This window comes from Micromonospora sp. WMMD714, assembly GCF_029581315.1.
In the GTDB taxonomy this organism is placed as follows: domain Bacteria; phylum Actinomycetota; class Actinomycetes; order Mycobacteriales; family Micromonosporaceae; genus Micromonospora; species Micromonospora rifamycinica.
Window position 1 is genome coordinate 4,526,913 of sequence record NZ_CP120744.1, and the last position, 16,899, is coordinate 4,543,811.

18 protein-coding genes are annotated in these 16,899 nt (G+C 73.8%); 14 read left to right on the top strand and 4 right to left on the bottom strand.

Translation table 11 applies throughout. The features are described 5' to 3' along the window. Window positions 1-100 precede the first annotated feature (100 nt). Both O7625_RS19390 and O7625_RS19395 read left to right on the top strand, forming a co-directional pair. On the top strand, window positions 101-271 hold the full coding sequence (locus tag O7625_RS19390) for a hypothetical protein (protein WP_282340381.1): 171 nt from the start codon (window positions 101-103) through the stop codon (window positions 269-271). Then, window positions 258-1,445: a helix-turn-helix domain-containing protein gene (locus O7625_RS19395; protein WP_282340382.1), complete on the top strand. Its 1,188-nt coding sequence runs from the start codon at window positions 258-260 to the stop codon at window positions 1,443-1,445. The genes O7625_RS19390 and O7625_RS19395 overlap by 14 nt, the downstream gene beginning before the upstream one ends. Before the next feature lie 555 nt (window positions 1,446-2,000). On the opposite strand, the gene O7625_RS19400 is transcribed toward O7625_RS19395, so the two are convergent. Further along, window positions 2,001-3,029, bottom strand: a complete 1,029-nt coding sequence (locus O7625_RS19400; protein ID WP_282340383.1) for an aldo/keto reductase — start codon at window positions 3,027-3,029, stop codon at window positions 2,001-2,003. Between the two features lie 186 nt (window positions 3,030-3,215). On the opposite strand from O7625_RS19400, the gene O7625_RS19405 reads away from it, so the two are divergent. From O7625_RS19405 to O7625_RS19415, 3 genes are all read left to right on the top strand, one after another. Next, a complete protein-coding gene (locus tag O7625_RS19405) occupies window positions 3,216-3,665 on the top strand; it encodes a VOC family protein (RefSeq protein WP_168222467.1) in 450 nt (149 codons plus the stop codon). Then, entirely contained in the window at window positions 3,653-4,105 is a 453-nt protein-coding gene (locus O7625_RS19410; RefSeq protein WP_282340384.1) for a nuclear transport factor 2 family protein, read from the top strand. The genes O7625_RS19405 and O7625_RS19410 overlap by 13 nt, the downstream gene beginning before the upstream one ends. A gap of 239 nt (window positions 4,106-4,344) precedes the next feature. Beyond that, window positions 4,345-5,100: an IclR family transcriptional regulator gene (locus tag O7625_RS19415; protein WP_172898370.1), complete on the top strand. Its 756-nt coding sequence runs from the start codon at window positions 4,345-4,347 to the stop codon at window positions 5,098-5,100. A gap of 61 nt (window positions 5,101-5,161) precedes the next feature. On the opposite strand, the gene O7625_RS19420 is transcribed toward O7625_RS19415, so the two are convergent. Next, on the bottom strand, window positions 5,162-5,989 hold the full coding sequence (locus tag O7625_RS19420) for an IclR family transcriptional regulator (RefSeq protein ID WP_172898369.1): 828 nt from the start codon (window positions 5,987-5,989) through the stop codon (window positions 5,162-5,164). 49 nt (window positions 5,990-6,038) lie between these two features. Beyond that, window positions 6,039-7,373, bottom strand: coding sequence for a hypothetical protein (locus tag O7625_RS19425; RefSeq protein WP_282340385.1), 1,335 nt, complete (start codon window positions 7,371-7,373; stop codon window positions 6,039-6,041). A gap of 213 nt (window positions 7,374-7,586) precedes the next feature. On the opposite strand from O7625_RS19425, the gene fdxA reads away from it, so the two are divergent. Genes fdxA through O7625_RS19460 form a run of 7 tightly spaced genes read left to right on the top strand, consistent with a single transcriptional unit; the run spans window position 7,587 to window position 13,253 of the window. Continuing rightward, window positions 7,587-7,898 carry a ferredoxin gene (gene fdxA, locus O7625_RS19430; RefSeq protein ID WP_067309107.1) on the top strand — a complete coding sequence of 104 codons (312 nt, stop codon included), beginning with the start codon at window positions 7,587-7,589 and terminating at the stop codon, window positions 7,896-7,898. Then, complete coding sequence (locus O7625_RS19435) at window positions 7,898-8,878, top strand: NAD(P)/FAD-dependent oxidoreductase (RefSeq protein ID WP_067309104.1); 981 nt, start codon at window positions 7,898-7,900, stop codon at window positions 8,876-8,878. Before fdxA ends, O7625_RS19435 begins: the two co-directional genes overlap by 1 nt. After that, entirely contained in the window at window positions 8,875-9,810 is a 936-nt protein-coding gene (locus O7625_RS19440; RefSeq protein WP_282340386.1) for a fumarylacetoacetate hydrolase family protein, read from the top strand. Before O7625_RS19435 ends, O7625_RS19440 begins: the two co-directional genes overlap by 4 nt. Then, complete coding sequence (locus O7625_RS19445) at window positions 9,807-10,973, top strand: hypothetical protein (protein ID WP_282340387.1); 1,167 nt, start codon at window positions 9,807-9,809, stop codon at window positions 10,971-10,973. The genes O7625_RS19440 and O7625_RS19445 overlap by 4 nt, the downstream gene beginning before the upstream one ends. A gap of 7 nt (window positions 10,974-10,980) precedes the next feature. After that, on the top strand, window positions 10,981-11,922 hold the full coding sequence (locus O7625_RS19450) for an aldolase/citrate lyase family protein (protein WP_282340388.1): 942 nt from the start codon (window positions 10,981-10,983) through the stop codon (window positions 11,920-11,922). A gap of 25 nt (window positions 11,923-11,947) precedes the next feature. Continuing rightward, a complete protein-coding gene (locus O7625_RS19455; RefSeq protein ID WP_282340389.1) occupies window positions 11,948-12,322 on the top strand; it encodes a cupin domain-containing protein in 375 nt (124 codons plus the stop codon). 4 nt (window positions 12,323-12,326) lie between these two features. Beyond that, window positions 12,327-13,253 carry a ribokinase gene (locus tag O7625_RS19460; RefSeq protein WP_282340390.1) on the top strand — a complete coding sequence of 309 codons (927 nt, stop codon included), beginning with the start codon at window positions 12,327-12,329 and terminating at the stop codon, window positions 13,251-13,253. Window positions 13,254-13,564: 311 nt separating this feature from the next. Here the strand turns inward: O7625_RS19460 and O7625_RS19465 are convergent, their stop codons facing one another. Further along, window positions 13,565-14,674, bottom strand: a complete 1,110-nt coding sequence (locus O7625_RS19465) for an acetamidase/formamidase family protein (protein ID WP_282340391.1) — start codon at window positions 14,672-14,674, stop codon at window positions 13,565-13,567. A gap of 310 nt (window positions 14,675-14,984) precedes the next feature. On the opposite strand from O7625_RS19465, the gene O7625_RS19470 reads away from it, so the two are divergent. Next, window positions 14,985-16,358, top strand: coding sequence for an aromatic ring-hydroxylating dioxygenase subunit alpha (locus tag O7625_RS19470; protein WP_067309077.1), 1,374 nt, complete (start codon window positions 14,985-14,987; stop codon window positions 16,356-16,358). A 44-nt stretch (window positions 16,359-16,402) separates the two neighbouring features. Beyond that, window positions 16,403-16,891: an aromatic-ring-hydroxylating dioxygenase subunit beta gene (locus O7625_RS19475; protein ID WP_067309071.1), complete on the top strand. Its 489-nt coding sequence runs from the start codon at window positions 16,403-16,405 to the stop codon at window positions 16,889-16,891. Window positions 16,892-16,899 lie beyond the last annotated feature (8 nt).

The following is a 16,899-nucleotide window of genomic DNA, read 5'->3' on the forward strand; positions in this document are numbered from 1 at the left end:
CCTGGTCGCCGCGTCCCGCTCAGCATCGGGGCGAAGACTGCCCCGCTGATCCGGCGCGGCCCTCCAGCACACCGTCGCGCCCTTTCCGAAGGGGACGCAGGTGGGTGACATAGACAGTGACCGGAGCGGAAGCCGGGGCGAGCGGATCCAGGCGGCGGAGCGGGAGGCGGCGCGGCAGCGGCTGCTCGCACAGGCCGAGGCGGACCGGATACCGGTGGAGGAGACGACCCGGGCGGTGCCGGATCGGCGGTGGCGTCGTGGACGGCAGTGAGGTGTTGCCGGTGGGTCGGCGGGTGGCGTACTGGCGGGGGCGGCGCAGGTTGTCGCAGCAGGTGTTCGCCGATCGGCTGGGCAAGTCGAAGAGCTGGGTAGACAAGGTGGAGCGGGGTGTCCGCACGTTGGACAAGGTGTCCACCCTCCAGGACATCGCCGGCGTCCTGCGGATCGACACGAGCGTGCTGCTCGGTCGGGACGTCCCGCCGGCCGAGGTGGCCGGACAGGTCGAGGGGGTGGGGCGGGTCCGGGAGGCGTTGTCGACGTACGACGTCGTGGTGGGTCGGCCGGCAGCGCCGGGTCAGGCATTGCCGGCGGATCGGCTGGAGCGGGACGTCACCCACGCCTGGGTGACGTTTCAGCATGCCCGCTATCCGCAGGTGACCGGGATGCTTCCGAGCCTGTTGGTCGCCGCGCAGCGGGTCCAGGCGGATGATCCGGTGGCGGGGCGGGCGGTGTTGGTGCAGGCGTACCGGCTCACCGCTTCGTTGCTGGTCAAGCTCGGCGAGGTGGAGCTGGCGTGGTTGGCCGCTGACCGGGCGATGACCACCGCGACCGGTGACGCGGTGTTGGTGGCCACCGCCACCGTGCAACTCGGCCAGGTGCTCCGTGCCTCGGGGCGGGCGCGGATGGCCCGGTCGATGGCGCTTGCTGCCGCGTACCGGATAGCCCCGCCCGACCTCGACGACGCGCCCGCTGCGGAGCTGTCGCTGTGCGGAACGCTGGTGATGCAGGCGGCGTTGGCGGCCGCCCGGGACGGCGACGACCAGACCTGCGCCGACCTGCTCGACGAGGCCGCCGCGATGGCGGCCCGGGTCGGCGACGGGCACGACCACCACCGGACCGGGTTCGGGCCGGTCGCGGTGGACCTGGCCCGGGTCGCCGCCGCCCTCGACCTGGGCAACGCCGGTGATGCGGTGGCGTGGCACGAGAAGACCGTCGCCCGGGACGGCTGGCGGTGGCTACCCGCCGAACACCGTGCCGCGACGCCGCCCGCGCCTACCTGCACGTCGGCGACCCGGGCAACGCCGCCCGCACCCTGCTGGCCGCCGAGCGCACCGCACCCGACGAGGTACGCCATCGACCGGCCGCCCGCGCGGTGCTCGCCCGACTCGTCCACGACCCGCAGGCCCCCGCCACGGTCATCCAACTCGCCACTGCCCTCAAGGTGAGCTGAGCATGACCGCACCGTTTCCTGTCCCTGGCCCAGATCCGCAACCGGCTGACCCACCAGGCCCGCCGCGACCTCCGCCCGCCGCGAAACCGCCCCGACGCCCGCGGCCCGTTCTGCGGCGCCGTCGCCAGCCCGGCAAGATCGTGCTACTTCATTGTTGTCAACACCGTTGCGCCAGGTGGAACGGCTGTTCGTCAACCAGCACTGCCCCGCCGATCATGGAGTTGCGGTGGGTAACAAAACGCCCGTAAAATCCCCAAAATCGGCACCACAAATCCATGATCGCCAAGCAGTGCCCACCCCGCTCCCCGAGCGGGCACTTCCTGGCTCGGGTTGACCAGCCGCTCACGGCGTTGACGCAACGGTGTTGTCATGGTTGTAGTGGCCTGCCGGGCGCACCGAGGCCACTACAACCATGTTCGAGCGTGACCTTGCGGCGTCGACTCCTGCTGGGGTCGGGGTCGGTGACCCAGCGGGGGGGGGGGCGACGGCGCAGGTGGACCTTGCGGCGTCGACCCCCGTTCACGTCGGAGTCGGTGACCCGGCGACACCGTCAGGGACGACGACGCAGGCCCGGGTCGGTCAGGGCGGGCACCCGGTAGCCGGCGTCGGCCGGGTTGACGTCGTGGCCCGGCTGGACCAGCGCGTCGATCCGGTCCAGCACGTCGGCCGGCAGCCCGGCCGGCTCCCCGGCGGGTAGCTGGCTGCGGAGCTGGTCCAGGGTGCGCGGGCCGATGATGGCGCTGGTCACCGCCGGGTGGCTCAGCACGAAACCGAGCGCCAGCTCGATCAGCGTCAGGCCGCTCTCGTCGGCGAGCGTCGCCAGCTCGTCGACCAGGGCGAGCTTGCGGTCCCGGGCGGCGGCGTCGCGGAAGTCGAAGTGGTCGCCGTTGCGCCCGGCGCGGGAGTCGGCGGGTACGGCCGTCGACCGGTACTTGCCGGTCAGCCAGCCGCCGTTGAGCGGGCTGAACACCAGCACGCCGAGCCGGTACCGCTCGCTGGTGGGCAGGACGGCGGCCTCGACGCCCCGGGTCAGGATCGAGTAGCCGAGCTGTTCGGTGGTGAAGCGTTCCCGGTGCCGGCGCTCGGCCGTCCACTGCGCCTCGACGATCTGCTCGGCGGGGAACGCCGAGGTGCCGATCATCCGGACCTTGCCCTCCCGGACCAGGTCGGACAGCGCGCCGAGGGTCTCGTCGACGTTGGTCAGCGGGTCGGGGCGGTGCACCTGGTAGAGGTCGATCCAGTCGGTGCCCAGCCGGCGCAGGCTGCCCTCAACCGCCTGCCGGATCCAGCGGCGGGAGTTGCCCCGCCGGTTGCGGTCGTCCCCCATCGGCTCGTGGAACTTGGTGGCCAGCACCACGTCGTCGCGCCGGCCGCGCAGCGCCCGGCCGAGGATCTCCTCGGACTCGCCGTGGGCGTACACGTCGGCGGTGTCGACCAGGTTGATCCCGGCGTCGAGCGCCTCGGCTACGATCCGGTGGCACTCCTGCTCGTCGGTGTTGCCCCAGGCGCCGAACATCATCGTGCCCAGGCAGAGGGTGCTGACCTCGACCCCGGTCCCGCCCAGTCTGCGGTACTGCATGATCCGATCGTCCTCCCGTACGCGGTGTGTCCCCACGCTGACACGGCGACCGGCCGCCGGCACCGTCCCGGCGCGTCGAAGCCGGCGGGTCGGCTTTGTGTCCCCGGCACATCGACCCGTCGACCGAACAGTGAATAGGCTGGTGGACGCGATAGCGATGGACATTTCGGTACGGTGGAGGTAACAGTGGCGACCGGTCTGACCCAAGCCCGATGGACGCACGTGGCGTTGCCCACCGGCGACCTCGACAAGGCGATCTCCTTCTACACCACGCTCACCCCGCTGGTGGTCGTGGAGCGGTTCGCCGACGCCGACGGGGAGAGCGTCTGGCTCTCCAACGACAAGCAGGTCGAGACCCCGTTCGTGCTGGTGCTCGTCTCCTTCAACAAGGACAAGGGCGGCCAGCTCGGCCTGCTGCACCCGTTCGCGCACATCGGCATCGAGGTGCCGCAGCGGTCGGACGTCGACGAGATCGCCGGGCGGGCCCGCGAGCTGGGCTGCCTGCACTGGGAGCCGCGGCAGATGCCGCCGCCGGTCGGCTACATCTGCGCGCTGAAGGACCCCGACGGCAACGTCATCGAGATCTCCCACGACCAGCAGGTCTTCGACACCGTGCGGCGTCGGTGGGGGAGCTGACCGCAGCGTCCACCCGCGCCGCCGTCCAGCGGTACCTGGCGGCGTTGAACGCCCACGACGCCGACGCCGTCGCCGGCTGCGTCAGCGCCGACTTCGTCAACGAGCACACCGCCGCCCTCGGCCGGACGGTGGTCGGCCGGTCCCGTTACCGGTCCCGACTCGACGGTTTCCTGGCCGAGTTCGTCGACCTGCGTTACGAGGTGGAGGAGCTGCTCGCCGACGGTGACCGGGCGGCGGTGGCGTACCGGATGTCGTTCCGGTTGGCCTCCGCCGGCCGGGCACCGGTACGCATCCGCGGCGTCTTCCGGTTCCGGGTCGACCCGGACGGCCTGATCGCCCACCGGGTCGACTACTGGGACAGCGGCGAGGTCCACCGTCAGCTCGCCGACGCCACCGATCCGCCGCCCGTCCCCGGTTCGGGGGCGGGCGGCCCGGCGTGACCCGGCCCCGGCGTCGGGTCCGCCGGCAGGTCAGGGAGATCTTGGTAGGTAATGGCCCCCAGCGGGGCCGTTTCCCACCAAGATCGCCGGGGCGCCCGCGGTGGGACGTGCGTTCGTCGTCCACGGGTCGGTCACGTCTGCGGTGAGCCGGTGGCGGTGGGGCGGTGTCCGTGTCGCCGGATGTGGTTCGCGCTCGGTAGAGTTCGCCTTTCGGTGGACGGCGAGTGCGAGGTGACGTGGTGACGGGCGGAGTCGACGAGCCGGCCGGTGACGCGCCGGCGATCCAGACCGTGCAGCGGGCTGCCACCATCCTCCAGGCGTTCTCCGTCGAGCGGCCCCGGCTCACCCTGGCCGAGCTGACCGCCGACCTGGCGATCAGCCGGGCCACCGCGCACCGGTACGCCCGCGCGCTGCGCGCGGCCAACCTGCTGCGCTTCGATGTGGCCACCGCCACCTACACGCTGGGTCCGCAGATCCTGGCGATGGAGGCCGCCGCCCGCGCGGCGCTGCCCATCGTCACCGCCGCCGAGCCCCACCTCGACCGGCTCACCCGGGTGACCAACCAGACCTCGGTGCTCAGCGTGTGGAACGGCGAGGCCCCCACGGTGGTCCGCTGCATGGACAACACCAGCGGTGACGTGCGGTTGAGTGTGCGTACCGGGTCGCCGTTGGATCTGCTGCGCTCGGCGCAGGGCCGGGTGTTCTGCGCCTACCTGTCGCCCGGCGAGGCGCCTGCGGTGGCCCGCCAGCTGCGGCTGTCGGCGGGGCTGCGGGCGGTCGTCGAGCAGGTCCGCCGGGACGGTTACGCGGTCAACTCCCCGGAGGATTTCGGGGTACGGGTGCTCGCCGCGCCGGTGTTCGAGCGCAGCCAGGTGGTCGCCGCGCTGGCGGTGCTGGGCACCAGCACGGCGCTGTCCGGCGCGGTGGAGATCGCCGCCGCGGACAGCCTGCGGCTGGTGGCCCGGGAGTTGTCCGAGGCGCTCGGCGCGAGCTGACGCGGGCGGGGCACACCGGGCCGGCTACCCGGCCGGCGCGGGGTAGGGCCGCTGCGGCAGGTCAGCGGCTGCCGTTGCCGCCGGCCGGCGGGTGCTGGCCGTTGCCGTGCGGGTGGTGGCCGTTGCTGCTGCCCAGCTCGGCGGTCACCACGGCGGCGGCGCGTTGCAGGGCGATGGCGAGCGTGCTGTCGGTGCCCTCGGGGACCGAGGTGGTGGTGCCGACGATGGCCATCGCGGCGATCAGGGTGCTGCCCCGGAAGATCGGCGCGGCGATGCTGCGGACCCCGTTGGCCGAGGGCGTGTTGGCCGAGATGCCGGTACGCCGGATCTTGTCGACCTCCCGGCGCAGCTCGGCGGAGGCCGCGATCTCGTCGGCCAGCCCCGGCACGTCGGCCTCGGGGAGGAAGGCGCAGAACACCCGGCCCTGGGCGGACTCGGTGCGCGACAGCCGGGAGCCGGTGCGAACACTGACCCGGATGACCCGGTCTGTGTTGTCGTCGGCGCGGACCACCACGGCGGTGTCGCCGTCCCAGACGCTGAGCACGACGGTCTCGTCGATCTCGCGGACGAGTTGCTGCATGCGCGGGCCGGCGATGCTGATCACCGGCATCGCCGCGCGGGCGGCGGCGGAGAGGGTGAGGATCTGCGGCCCGAGCGAGTAGAGTCCCTCCCGCTCGTCGTAGCGCAGCAGGTTGCTCTCCCGCAGTGCTTTGGTGTAGCGGTGCGCGGTGGCCTTGCTGGTGCCGAGGCTGGCGGTGAGTTCGTTGAGGCTCAGGCGCGGACGGGCCGCGGTGAACGCGTTCAGGATGACCGCCGCGCGCTGCACGGTCTGGATCGCCGGTGAGCTGGGGTCAGCGCTCTTGACCGGCGAAGGGGCATCGTCCGCCATCTGGATTCCTTTGTGCGCAGAGTGAGACAGTATCATGGCATATGACACCTCAGCCTGTCGATGCCTGCTGGTGCCGCAGGGCGATGTCCGCGTACAGCCGGGCGAAACGCACCAGTTCCGCCACCGCGTACCGCTCCCGGCGCGGGTCGGCCGGGTCGGGTGGCAACGCCGGGGGGCCGAGCCGGACGGTGGGCACCCCCCGGCCGCGGAGCACCACCCCGTCGGTCGACCCGGTCCAGCCGCGTAGCGGGGTCGGCGGCCGCCCGTGGGCGGTGCGCCACGCGGCGTCGGCGTGCCGGCAGATCGCGGCGTCGGGCGCGGTGGCGGCCGACGGGTGGACCGGGTGGCCGGCCACGGCCAGCCCGCAGCCGGCCAGCGGCGTGTCCCGCAGCCGCCGGGCCAGGGCCGCCCGTAACGCGTCGGTGATCTCCGTCGGGTCGTCGCCGGGCACGGTGGTCAGGTAGAGGTGGAGGTCCACCGCCCCGGGCAGCAGGTCGGGTTTGCCCGGTTGGCCGGCGCGGACCGCCCCGAGACCCAGCTCCGGGGCGACCAGGGCGTCCGGGTCGGCGCGGCGGGCCAGGTGGGCGCGGCGGAAGTCCTCCAGCGCCTCGACGACCACCCCGAGGTGGGCGAGCAGCCCGCCGGGGGGTGTGGCGGTGTCTCGGAACAGCGCCGGATGGAAGCCGCTGGACAGCCGTACCCGCAGGAACATCGCCCCGGGCTCGGCGGTGAGGATGCCCGGCGGGCTGGTCTTGGCCACGATCGCGGCGGCCGGCAGCGGCCGGTCGCGCAGGTGGTGGAGCACGCCGCCGATGGTGGGGGCCGGTGCGACGCCGTCGTCCGGCCCGGCGTCGGGGTCGTGCCGGTGGGTGCCGGTGGCGGCGAGCAGCAGGGTCAGCCGGTGCGGGCGGCCGGCGGCCCGGCAGGCCTCGGCCGCGGCGGCGTAGCCGACCAGTGCGGCGGCGGCCGCCGCCCGCGCCACCCCGAGGCCGGAGCCGCTGACCACCGCGCCGTCGGGTCCGGGCAGGTCCAGCCCCGGGGCGGGGGTACGCCGGCCGGTGATCGGGGCGTCGAAGTCCGCCCCGTCGGTCAGCGAGGTGTCCAGGTGTGAGTAGATCAGCAGCTCGGGGTGCCCACCCCGGCCGGATCCGCCGACCATGTTGGCGCTGTCCGGCGTGGCCGCCGTGGGTGCGAGCGGGTCGACCCGCCAGGACAGCGCCGGCCACCGGGCGGCGGCCCAGTCGGCGACCCGGTGCGCGGTGGCCCGCTCGCGGCCGTACGGGCTCGGCTGCGCGGCGAGCGCCGCCAGGGCGTCGAGCAGGGTCGCCGGGTCGATCGCCTGGTCGGCGGCGTGGCGCAGGGTCGCCGGTACCTCGTCGGCCATCCGCGCTCCTCGGTCCGCATGACTTCATTCAAGATGACGTCTCGTATGTTGACATACTCCGCGCCAAGTCTCTAGCGTGGCCTCACACCAAACGACACCGCCCCGTACCCGGCGACGTCGCGGAACGGGCCCGGCACACCGCACCGGTCACACCCGCCCGGACCTGCCGCGTCGCACCGGAGACGGCTGGCCGACCGAACCGCAGGAGGACCGATGACCTACGTGGTCACCGACGAATGTGTGGACGTACAGGATCGGTCCTGCGTCGAGGAATGCCCGGTGGACTGCATCTACGAGGGCGACCGGATGATGTACATCAACCCGGACGAGTGCGTCGACTGCGGGCGCTGCGAGCCGGTCTGCCCGGTCACCTCGATCTTCCACCTCGACGACCTGCCCGCCGACCGGGCGCGCTTCGGGCCGATCAACGCGGAGTTCTTCACCGAGATCGGCACCCCGGGCGGCGCCCGCAAGATCGGCCGGGTCGGCCACGACCACCCGGCCATCGCGGAAAGCGCCGGCTGATGGCCGAACGGCACGAGGTCGACCTCGCGATCATCGGCGCCGGCCCGGCCGGGCTCTACGCCACCTACTACGCCGGCTTCCGCGGGATGAGCGTGGCGGTGATCGACTCGCTGCCCGAGGCCGGCGGGCAGATCGCCGCCCTCTACCCCGAGAAGGCGATCTACGACATCGCCGGGCTGCCCGCCGTCCGGGGCCAGGAACTCGTCGACGCCCTGCTCACCCAGGCCGCCACCGCCAAGCCGACGTTCCTGCTCGGGCAGAGCGCCGTCGAGCTGACCTGCGCCGAGGACCACGTGCTGATCGGCACCGACACCGGCACCCAGGTCCGGGCGGCGGCGGTGCTGCTGACCGCCGGCATCGGCACCTTCACCCCCCGGGAACTCCCCGTCGGCAACGACCACCTCGGCCGGGGGCTGCGCTACTTCGTGCCCCGGCTGGAGGAGCTCGCCGGCCAGGAGGTCGTCGTGGTCGGCGGCGGCGACTCGGCCGTCGACTGGGCGCTGGCCCTGGAGCCGTACGCCAGCAGCGTCACCCTGGTGCACCGCCGGCCGCAGTTCCGCGCCCACGAACACAGCGTCAGCCAACTGCACGACTCCACCGTGCGGGTGCTCACCCCGTACGAGGTCTGCGGGATCGACGGGGAGCAGACCGTCGAGGCGGTGCACCTGGCCGAGGTGCGCGGCGAGGGCCGGCAGACGCTGCCCGCCCAGGCGGTGGTGGCGGCGCTCGGGTTCATCGCCGACCTCAGCGCGATGGAGCGGTGGGGGCTGGAGATGCGCCGCCGGCACGTCGCCGTGGACCGGTCGATGCGGACCAACCTGCCCCGGGTCTTCGCCGCCGGCGACATCACCGACTACGACGGCAAGGTCCGGCTGATCTCGGTCGGCTTCGGCGAGGCCGCCGCCGCCGTCAACAACCTGGCCCCGCTGGTCAACCCGGCGCTCGGCACCGTCCCCGGCCACTCCTCGGACGCGGCATGACCGCCCCGACGCCCACCGACGTGCACCTGGTCGCCACCCGGTACGGGCTGGGCCGGATCACCGGCGACGACGTCGAGCTGCTCGACCTGCCGTACCCGGACGTGGCGGCCCTGCTGCGCGCCGGCCTCGGGCTGGCCCCGGCCGTCGAGGCCCGGGTCCGTCGCCGGCTGCCGCTGGAGACCCTGGTCGGCGACCTCCGTCCACCGCTGGCCGGCACCCGCGCCGTGTGGGGGGTCGGGCTGAACTACCACTGCAAGGCCCGGACCACCGGACGCGCCCTGCCCACCCGGCCGGTGCTCTATCTCAAGTCGCCCAGCGCCGGCTCCGGCCCGGGACAGACCGTGCCGCTGCCCGACTCGGTCAGCAGCCAGCCCGACTACGAGGGCGAGGTCGCCCTGGTCGTCGGCGCGCGGATGCACCACACCCCGGCCGGGGAGGTCTGGGCGCACCTCGCCGCCGTCACCGCGGCCAACGACCTGACCGCCCGGGACGTGATGGTCGCCACGGGCAACCCCACCCTGGCCAAGAGCTTCCCCGGCTTCGGCGCGCTGGGAGCCTCCGTGCTCGGCCTGGGCGCGGTCGCCGACCGTGACGCCATCGGGGTACGCACCACCGTCAACGGCGAGCTGCGCCAGCAGGCCAGCACCGCCGACCTGATCTTCCCGGTGCCCGACCTGCTCGCCTGGATCTCCCGGTACGTGGTGCTGGAGCCCGGTGACGTGGTGCTCACCGGCACCCCGACCGGCACCGGCCAGGACCGGGGCTGCTTCCTGGGCCCCGGCGACCTGGTGGAGGTCACCGTCGCCGGGGTGCTGCCCCTGCGTACCCGGTTCCGTGCCGAGGGCCCGGACCACGCCGCGCCGGCCGCCCCCGGGGCGACCACGGTCAGCGCGTCGACCCACCCGCTTCGCACAGAGAGCCCGATGTCATGAGTGAGAATTCCGACCGGTACGACCTGGTGCTCGCCGGTGGTCAGGTGTTCGACGGCGAGACCGGCGCGAGCCGGGTCGCCGACGTCGCAGTCACCGGCGACCGGGTGGCCCGGATCGCGCCCGACCTCGCCGCCGCCGCCGACCGGGTGGTCGACTGCACCGGCCAGTACGTGCTGCCCGGCCTGGTCGAGGCGCACACCCACATCTTCGCCGAGGTCTCCAAGGTCGGTGCCCCGCCGGACGAGGCGCACCTGCACCGGGGCGTGGTGGCGGCCTGTGACGCCGGCACCGTCGGCGCGTCCACCTTCGCCGCGTTCGAGAAGTACGTCGCCACGCCGGCCCGGATGCGGCTGGTCAACTTCCTCAACGTCTCGGTCCTCGGCCTGATCGACTTCCGGTTCGGTGAGCTGATCAACCCGGGCACGCTGGTCCCCGAGGACGCGCTGGCGGTGGCCGAGGCGAACCCGCACCGGGTCCGTGGTTTCAAGATCCGGCTCTCCGAGGACGTCGTCGGGCTGGACTGGCGTCCGCTGCTCAAGCGGTCCCTGGCGCTGGCCGCCGAGGCGGGCCTGCCGCTCATGATCCACATCGGCGAGACGCCGGAGCCGCTGCCGGTGATCCTGCCTCTGCTGCGCCCCGGCGACGTGGTGGCGCACTGCTACACCGGCAAGCCGTACGGCATCCTCGACGATGGGACCGTGCTGCCCGAGGTGTACGCCGCCCGCGAGCGCGGGGTGCTGTTCGAGTCCGCCCACGGCAAGAGCAACCTCAGCTTCGCCGTCGCCCGGCCGGCGATCGAGCAGGGCTTCCTGCCCGACGTGGTCACCTCCGACACCAGCGCCCGCAACTGGCGCGGCCCGGTCTTCGACCTGGTCACCAGCATGGCCAAGCTGCGGGCGATGGGGATGACCCTGGAGCAGCTGGTGCCCCGGGTGACCTCCGCGCCGGCCCGGCTGACCGGCCTGGACGCCGAGGGCTACGGCACCCTGGTCGAGGGCGGCCCGGCCCACGTCACCGTGCTGGCCGAGGCCGAGGAGGCGGTGCTGCCCGACGCCGCCGGCAACAAGATCACCGCACCCCGGCTGGACCCGGCCGTGGTGCTGCTCGCCGGTGAGCAGGTGCCGACCGTGCCGTGGCGCGGCCTGCCCGCCACCGGGGCGTGACCCGCTGATGTCCGCCGTCGAACCGCCCCCGCCGGGGCGTGCGCCGCAGCTGTCCGCCGGGTCGACACCACCGGTGTCCGACGGGCCGCCGGCAGCGGGGGCGGCGCACGCCGACCCGACGCCGAGCACCGGCGTGCACGCCGACCCGACGCCGAGCACCGACCCGACGCCGTCCAGCGGCGTGCACGCCGCCCGGGCCCGGCTGCGGGGCACGTTGCGCGACGGCGGGCAGCTCGTCGGCACCTTCGTCAAGCTTCCCGGGGCCGACGTGATCGCCCTGGCCGCCCGTTCCGGCCTCGACTTCGTGGTGATCGACCTGGAGCACTCCGGGCTGGACGAGCGCACCGCCACCGACCAGCTCCGGCTCGCCGCCCTGGCCGGCCTGCCGGCGCTGGTCCGGGTGCCGGCGGTGGACCCCGGCCAGGTCAACCGGCTGCTGGAGGCCGGGGCCGTCGGGGTGCAGCTGTCGACCGTCCGTCGCCGGGCCGACGTCGAGGCGCTACGCGCGGCCAGCCGGTACGCCCCGCACGGGCGGCGCAGCATCAGCCTGGCCCACCCGTCCGCCGGGTACGGCGGCGACGGCCTCGACCGGTACCTGGCGGCGGAGGCCGAGCACCCGCCCGTCCTGGTGGCGCAGATCGAGACGGCGACCACCGACGACCCGCTGCCCGCCCTGCTGACCGGGGTGGACGTCGGCTTCGTCGGCACCACCGACCTGGCGGTGAGCCTGGGCCTGTCGACCACCGACGACCCGGGGCCGCTGCTGCGGCGCACCGGGGACATCGCCGACGCGGCCCGCACCACCGGTGCCGTCCTCGGCGGCTGGATCGCCGACCGCTCCGCCGGGACGCTGGGCCGCTACGGCCTGACCGACGCGCGGTACCTGGTCGTCGGCTCGGACCTGCAGCTGCTCGGCACCGGCCTGCGTCGGCTCGCCGCACCCGCCTGATCCGCCTGAGAAGGGACGCGTTCACATGCTCAATCCGCAGCTGTACGGCACCTCGGTCAACTGGGACGACATCCCGGCCACCGAGGTCCGGCCCGGGGTGCGCCGCAAGGTGTACGCCACCGACGAGGTCCTCTTCGCCTGGCACGAACTCAGCGTCGGGATGGACCTCAACCCGCACCACCACGACGACTTCGACCAGCTGGTGCTGATCCTCGGCGGCCGGTGCAACTACTACGTCGACGGGGTGCCGCACCCGATGGGGCCGGGTTCGCTGCTGCTGGTGCCGCGCGGCGCGGAGCACTACATCGAACCGACCGAGGGTCCGTGCATCAACGTGGACGTCTTCGCCCCGCCCCGGGCCGACTTCCTGCCGCACGCCTGGCGTCCCGGGCAGGGCTGACCCGATGACCGACATCGTGGTGGTGGGCAGCCTCAACGTGGACGTGGTGGTGCCGCTGCACGAGCTGCCCGCCCCCGGTCAGACCGTGCTCGGCGCGGCCGACCACCGGCGGGCCGGCGGCGGCAAGGGCGCCAACCAGGCGGTCGCCGCGGCCCGGCTGGGCCGCCGGGTGGCGATGGTCGGCGCGGTCGGCATCGACGCCGACGGGGACTGGCTGCTCGGGCTGCTCGCCGCCGAGGGGGTGGCCACCGACGCGGTGCTGCGCGCCCCGCGCCCCACCGGGCAGGCGATCGTGCTGGTCACCGACGACGGCGACAGCACCATCGCGGTGAGTTCGGGGGCGAACATGTGGCTCGCCCCCGACCATCTGACCCCGCTGCGGCACCTGATCGGCTCGGCGCGGGCGGTGCTGCTGCAACAGGAGGTCGACGCCGCGGTGGTGGCCGAGGCGGTCCGGGCCGCGGAGGGCCTGGTGGTGCTCAATCCCGCCCCGGCCCGCCCGGTCGACCCGGCGACCCTGGCCCGGGTCGACGTGCTGGTGCCCAACCGGGGTGAGCTGGCCGCCCTGGCCGGCGTCCGGTCCCCGGCCGGCACCGACGACCTGCCGGCCGGAGCGGCCGGCACCGACGACCTGGCGGCGATGGCCCGCACCCTGGGTACCCGGGGGCCGGTGGTGGTGACCCTCGGCGGTGACGGCGCGCTGGTGGTGACCACCGACCGGCAGTGGCTGGTGCCGGCCGAGCGGGTCGACGCGGTGGACGCCACCGGGGCCGGGGACACCTTCTGTGCCGCCCTGGCCGACGCGCTGCTCGACGGCGCGGCGATCGACGAGGCGGCCCGGTGGGCGAGCCGGGCGGCGGCGGTCACCGTCACCCGGCCGGGGGCGATGGCTGCCGCCCCGCGCCGAGCCGAGGTGCCCACGGCCGCCTGACCCGTACTCCCGGATCCTGCCGCCCGTCGTGCCGTTCGCGGCGGCGGAGCGGCCCGGCTCCGGCCGGCTGCGCGTCGCCCCCGGTCTGTCCCGGTCGGGGGCGACGGCGTGGCCGCTTTCCGTCCGGGCCGGTGTGGGCGGCGGTGCCGCCCGGAGCGGTGCAGGCGGCGGTGCCGCCCGACCGGCGCAGGCGGCGGTGCCGCCCGTACTGGTACGGACGCCGGTGTGCCGTCCGGGGGGTTGCGGGTCCGCTGGTGACCCGCCGGTCCCGGCCGGTGGCGTGGCGTCACCGGCCGGGACCGTGCCGTCGGTCAGAAGTGGGCCGGGAAGTCGGCCTTGCGGATCAGGCAGTGGATGCCCTTCACCCCGTCGACGACCTGGCTGACCTCGAAGTCGGCGGCGGCGCTCAGGTAGGCCAGCGCGGTCTGCGGCGGCATGCCCTGGGTGCGGACGAGGAAGTCGACGGCGGCCCGCACGGCCCGCCGCATCGCCTCGTCGAGGTCGGCGTGCAGGCCGACCGGCAGCCAGTGGGTGGCGGTCTCGCCGAACGGCCCGTCGACGGCCCCGAGCAGGCCGGCGGCCTGCGCCCGAGGGATCACCGACAGCCGCAGGGTGGCCCGCAGCGGCGCCTCCAGGGCGGTCAGCGCCACCTCGCCGTCGCCCTGGGCGTAGTGCGGGTCGCCGGCGTAGAAGCCGGCCCCGGGCAGCTGTACCGGCAGGTAGAGGGTCGAGCCGACCTGCAACTCGTTGATGTCGAGGTTGCCCCCGAACGCGCCGGGTGGCACCGAGTGGACCGGCTCGTCGGTGTCCACGGCGACGCCCATCAGGCCCAGGAAGGGGGCGAGCGGGAAGCGGGCCGCCCGGCCGTCGCCGTACGGCAGGGTGCCGAACAGCCGGCCGCCGTGGTGGATCACCTCGGTGAAGTGGCTGACGGTGCCGTACTCGCGGGGGCCGTCGCCGTCCGGGCCGGTGTCGGTGGGGGTGAGCGGGTACTCGCCGGGCAGCGCGCCGTAGCCGTGCCGGCTGCTGATGAAGCCGTACGGGGCGCGGACGAGCAGATCGAGCACCTCGATCCGGAGCAGGTCGCCGGGTTCGGCCCCGGCCACGGTGATCGGGCCGGTGACCACGTGCGGGCCGTCGGCGTCGTAGTCGTGGGCGACGTCGGAGGCGGCCAGGTCGCGGGCGTCGGTGAGCACCCGGTCGCTGGGCACGTCGAACTGCTTGAGGTAGCCGACGGGGTCGCGGCCCTGGTCCTCCAGGATGCCCTCGTGGCTGAGGGTGTCGATGGTCACGGTCTCGCCGGATCCGACCCGCAGTACGGGCTCGTGCCGCCGGTCGGGCAGCCGGCCCCACAGGCAGGTGTCCGGGGTGCTGGGCAGGTAGTGGGTTCCACCGATCGGGCCATCGTGCGGCTGGAGCATGACATCCTCCGGGAGGGGTGACACCGGCTGGCGGTGCGACGGGACGGCGCTGCCCGGTGCGGGTGGCCGGCGGCCGGCGACGGGGTGCGCGGGCCGCGTCCGAGGGCCGGCGACCGCCGTCGGGCGGATCGGACGGGCCGAGTCGGATGTGGGGCATCGTGGCCGGCGAATCAGCAGGTACGTGTTGCGTTCGCATTAACAGCGAGTAACCCGGTGCCGGAGTCTGCCCTGCTCTTGACAGTTGCCAGGGCGGAGTAGCAGCATCGGGTGGCGAGATGCTGTCTCGCATGACGTAGAAGGCGGTGAGGTGATGGCGCAGCAGACGCCGGTACGTCCGCTCGGTGCAGCCGGCGCGATGATCGACGAGGACTGGGAGGCGCTGCGGTTCCGCGTGCACCGCTCGGCCTACCGCGATCCGGAGGTGTTCCGGACCGAGGTCGACCGGATCTGGAACCACACCTGGCTCTATCTCGGTCACGAGACCGAGATCCCGAAGCCGGGCGACTTCAAGACCCGGACCCTCGGCGGTCGACCGCTGATCTTCTGCCGGGACGCCGAGGGTCAGGTGCGGGCCTTCTTCAACGCCTGCACCCACCGGGGCACCGTGCTGTGCCGGCACAGCGAGGGCAACACCAAGTTCTTCCAGTGCTTCTACCACGCCTGGGCGTTCAGCAACTCCGGTGACCTGGCCGCGCTGCCCGGCGACGACGCGTACCCCGACGACCCCGCCTTCCGGGCGTCGATGGCCCTGCGGCAGGTGCCCCGGCTCCAGATCCACGAGGGCTTCGTCTTCGTCGCCTTCGACGCGGACGTGCCGGATCTGCTGACCCACCTCGGCCCGGCCGCGCACTACATGTCGCTGACCGCCAAGATCGGCGAGCACGGCATGACCACCCTGCCGGGCGTGCAGCTCTACAGCGTGAAGGGCAACTGGAAGCTCGCCGTCGAGAACGCGATGGACGGCTACCACTTCGCCCCCACCCACAACACGTTCGTCGGCTACCTGCGGGAGACCGGCTTCGCCGTCACCGACGACGACCAGTACGCCTACGACCTCGGCGGCGGCCACGGGTTGCTGGTGCTCACCGGGCACAACGGCCGGATCGGCATGGTCTGGGAACCCCGCTTCGGCGACGAGGAGAAGACCCGCACCGTCGCCAAGCGCCGCGAGCTGGAGGCGCGCCTCGGCCCCGAACTCGCCGCCGAGGTGGCCGACGCCAGCCGGATCCTGTTCGTCTTCCCCAACCTGCTGCTGTTCGACCTGGAGGCGCTGACCATCCGGCAGCTCGAACCGGTCGCCGCCGACCGCACCGACGTGCGGGCCTGGCAGTTCGTCGAGGTCGGCGAGCCGGAGTCGGTCCGCGCGCTGCGGATCAAGACGATGGTCAGCTTCGTCGGGCCGGGCGGCCTGGCCACCCCCGACGACATCGAGGCGTACGAGGCGGTGCAGCGCGGCATCACCGCGACCGCCGATGCGGTCGACCCCGCGCACGACTGGAGCGACATGTCCCGGGGCATGGCCAACGAGAAGCAGGGCAACCAGGGCCGCTCGATCGACGAGGGTGCGATGCGCAGCTTCTGGCGGCGCTGGGCCGAGGTGGTCGGGGCGAGCACCAGCGTGGCCGGTGACCCGCCGGCCGGTACGCCCGCCGCCGGACCCGCCACGGGAGGTGCGGGCAAGTGAGCGTGACGTCGACGACGGCAGGCAGCCGTGGGGGAGTGGTCAGTGTGGCATCGCGCGAGGTGACCCGGGCCGAGGTGGAGGACTTCCTCTACCGGGAGGCCCAACTGCTCGACGAGTGGCGGCTCGACGAGTGGCTTACCCTCATCGAGCCGGGTGGCCGGCTGGAGGTGCCGACCACCGACTGGGCCGGCTGGGACGCCACCACCGCCGGGTACTTCGTCGCGGACGACTACGAGCTGATCCAGGCCCGGGTCAAGCGGCTCAAGAGCCGCAAGGCGCACGCCGAGAACCCGCACTCGCGGACCCACCGGATGATCTCCAACGTGCTGCTGCTGGAGGCCGGCGCGGAGACCGTCTGGATCAGCGCCAACTTCCTCATCCACCGCTACCGCGACGGCGGCGCCTACACCTACGTCGGCCGGTACGAGCACGTGCTCAAGGTCGACCCGGACGGGCTGCGGTTCCGGCTGCGCCGGGCCGTGCCGGTGATGGAGTCGATGGACCCCGGCGCCCGACTCAGCTTCATCCTCTGAGCCGGCCG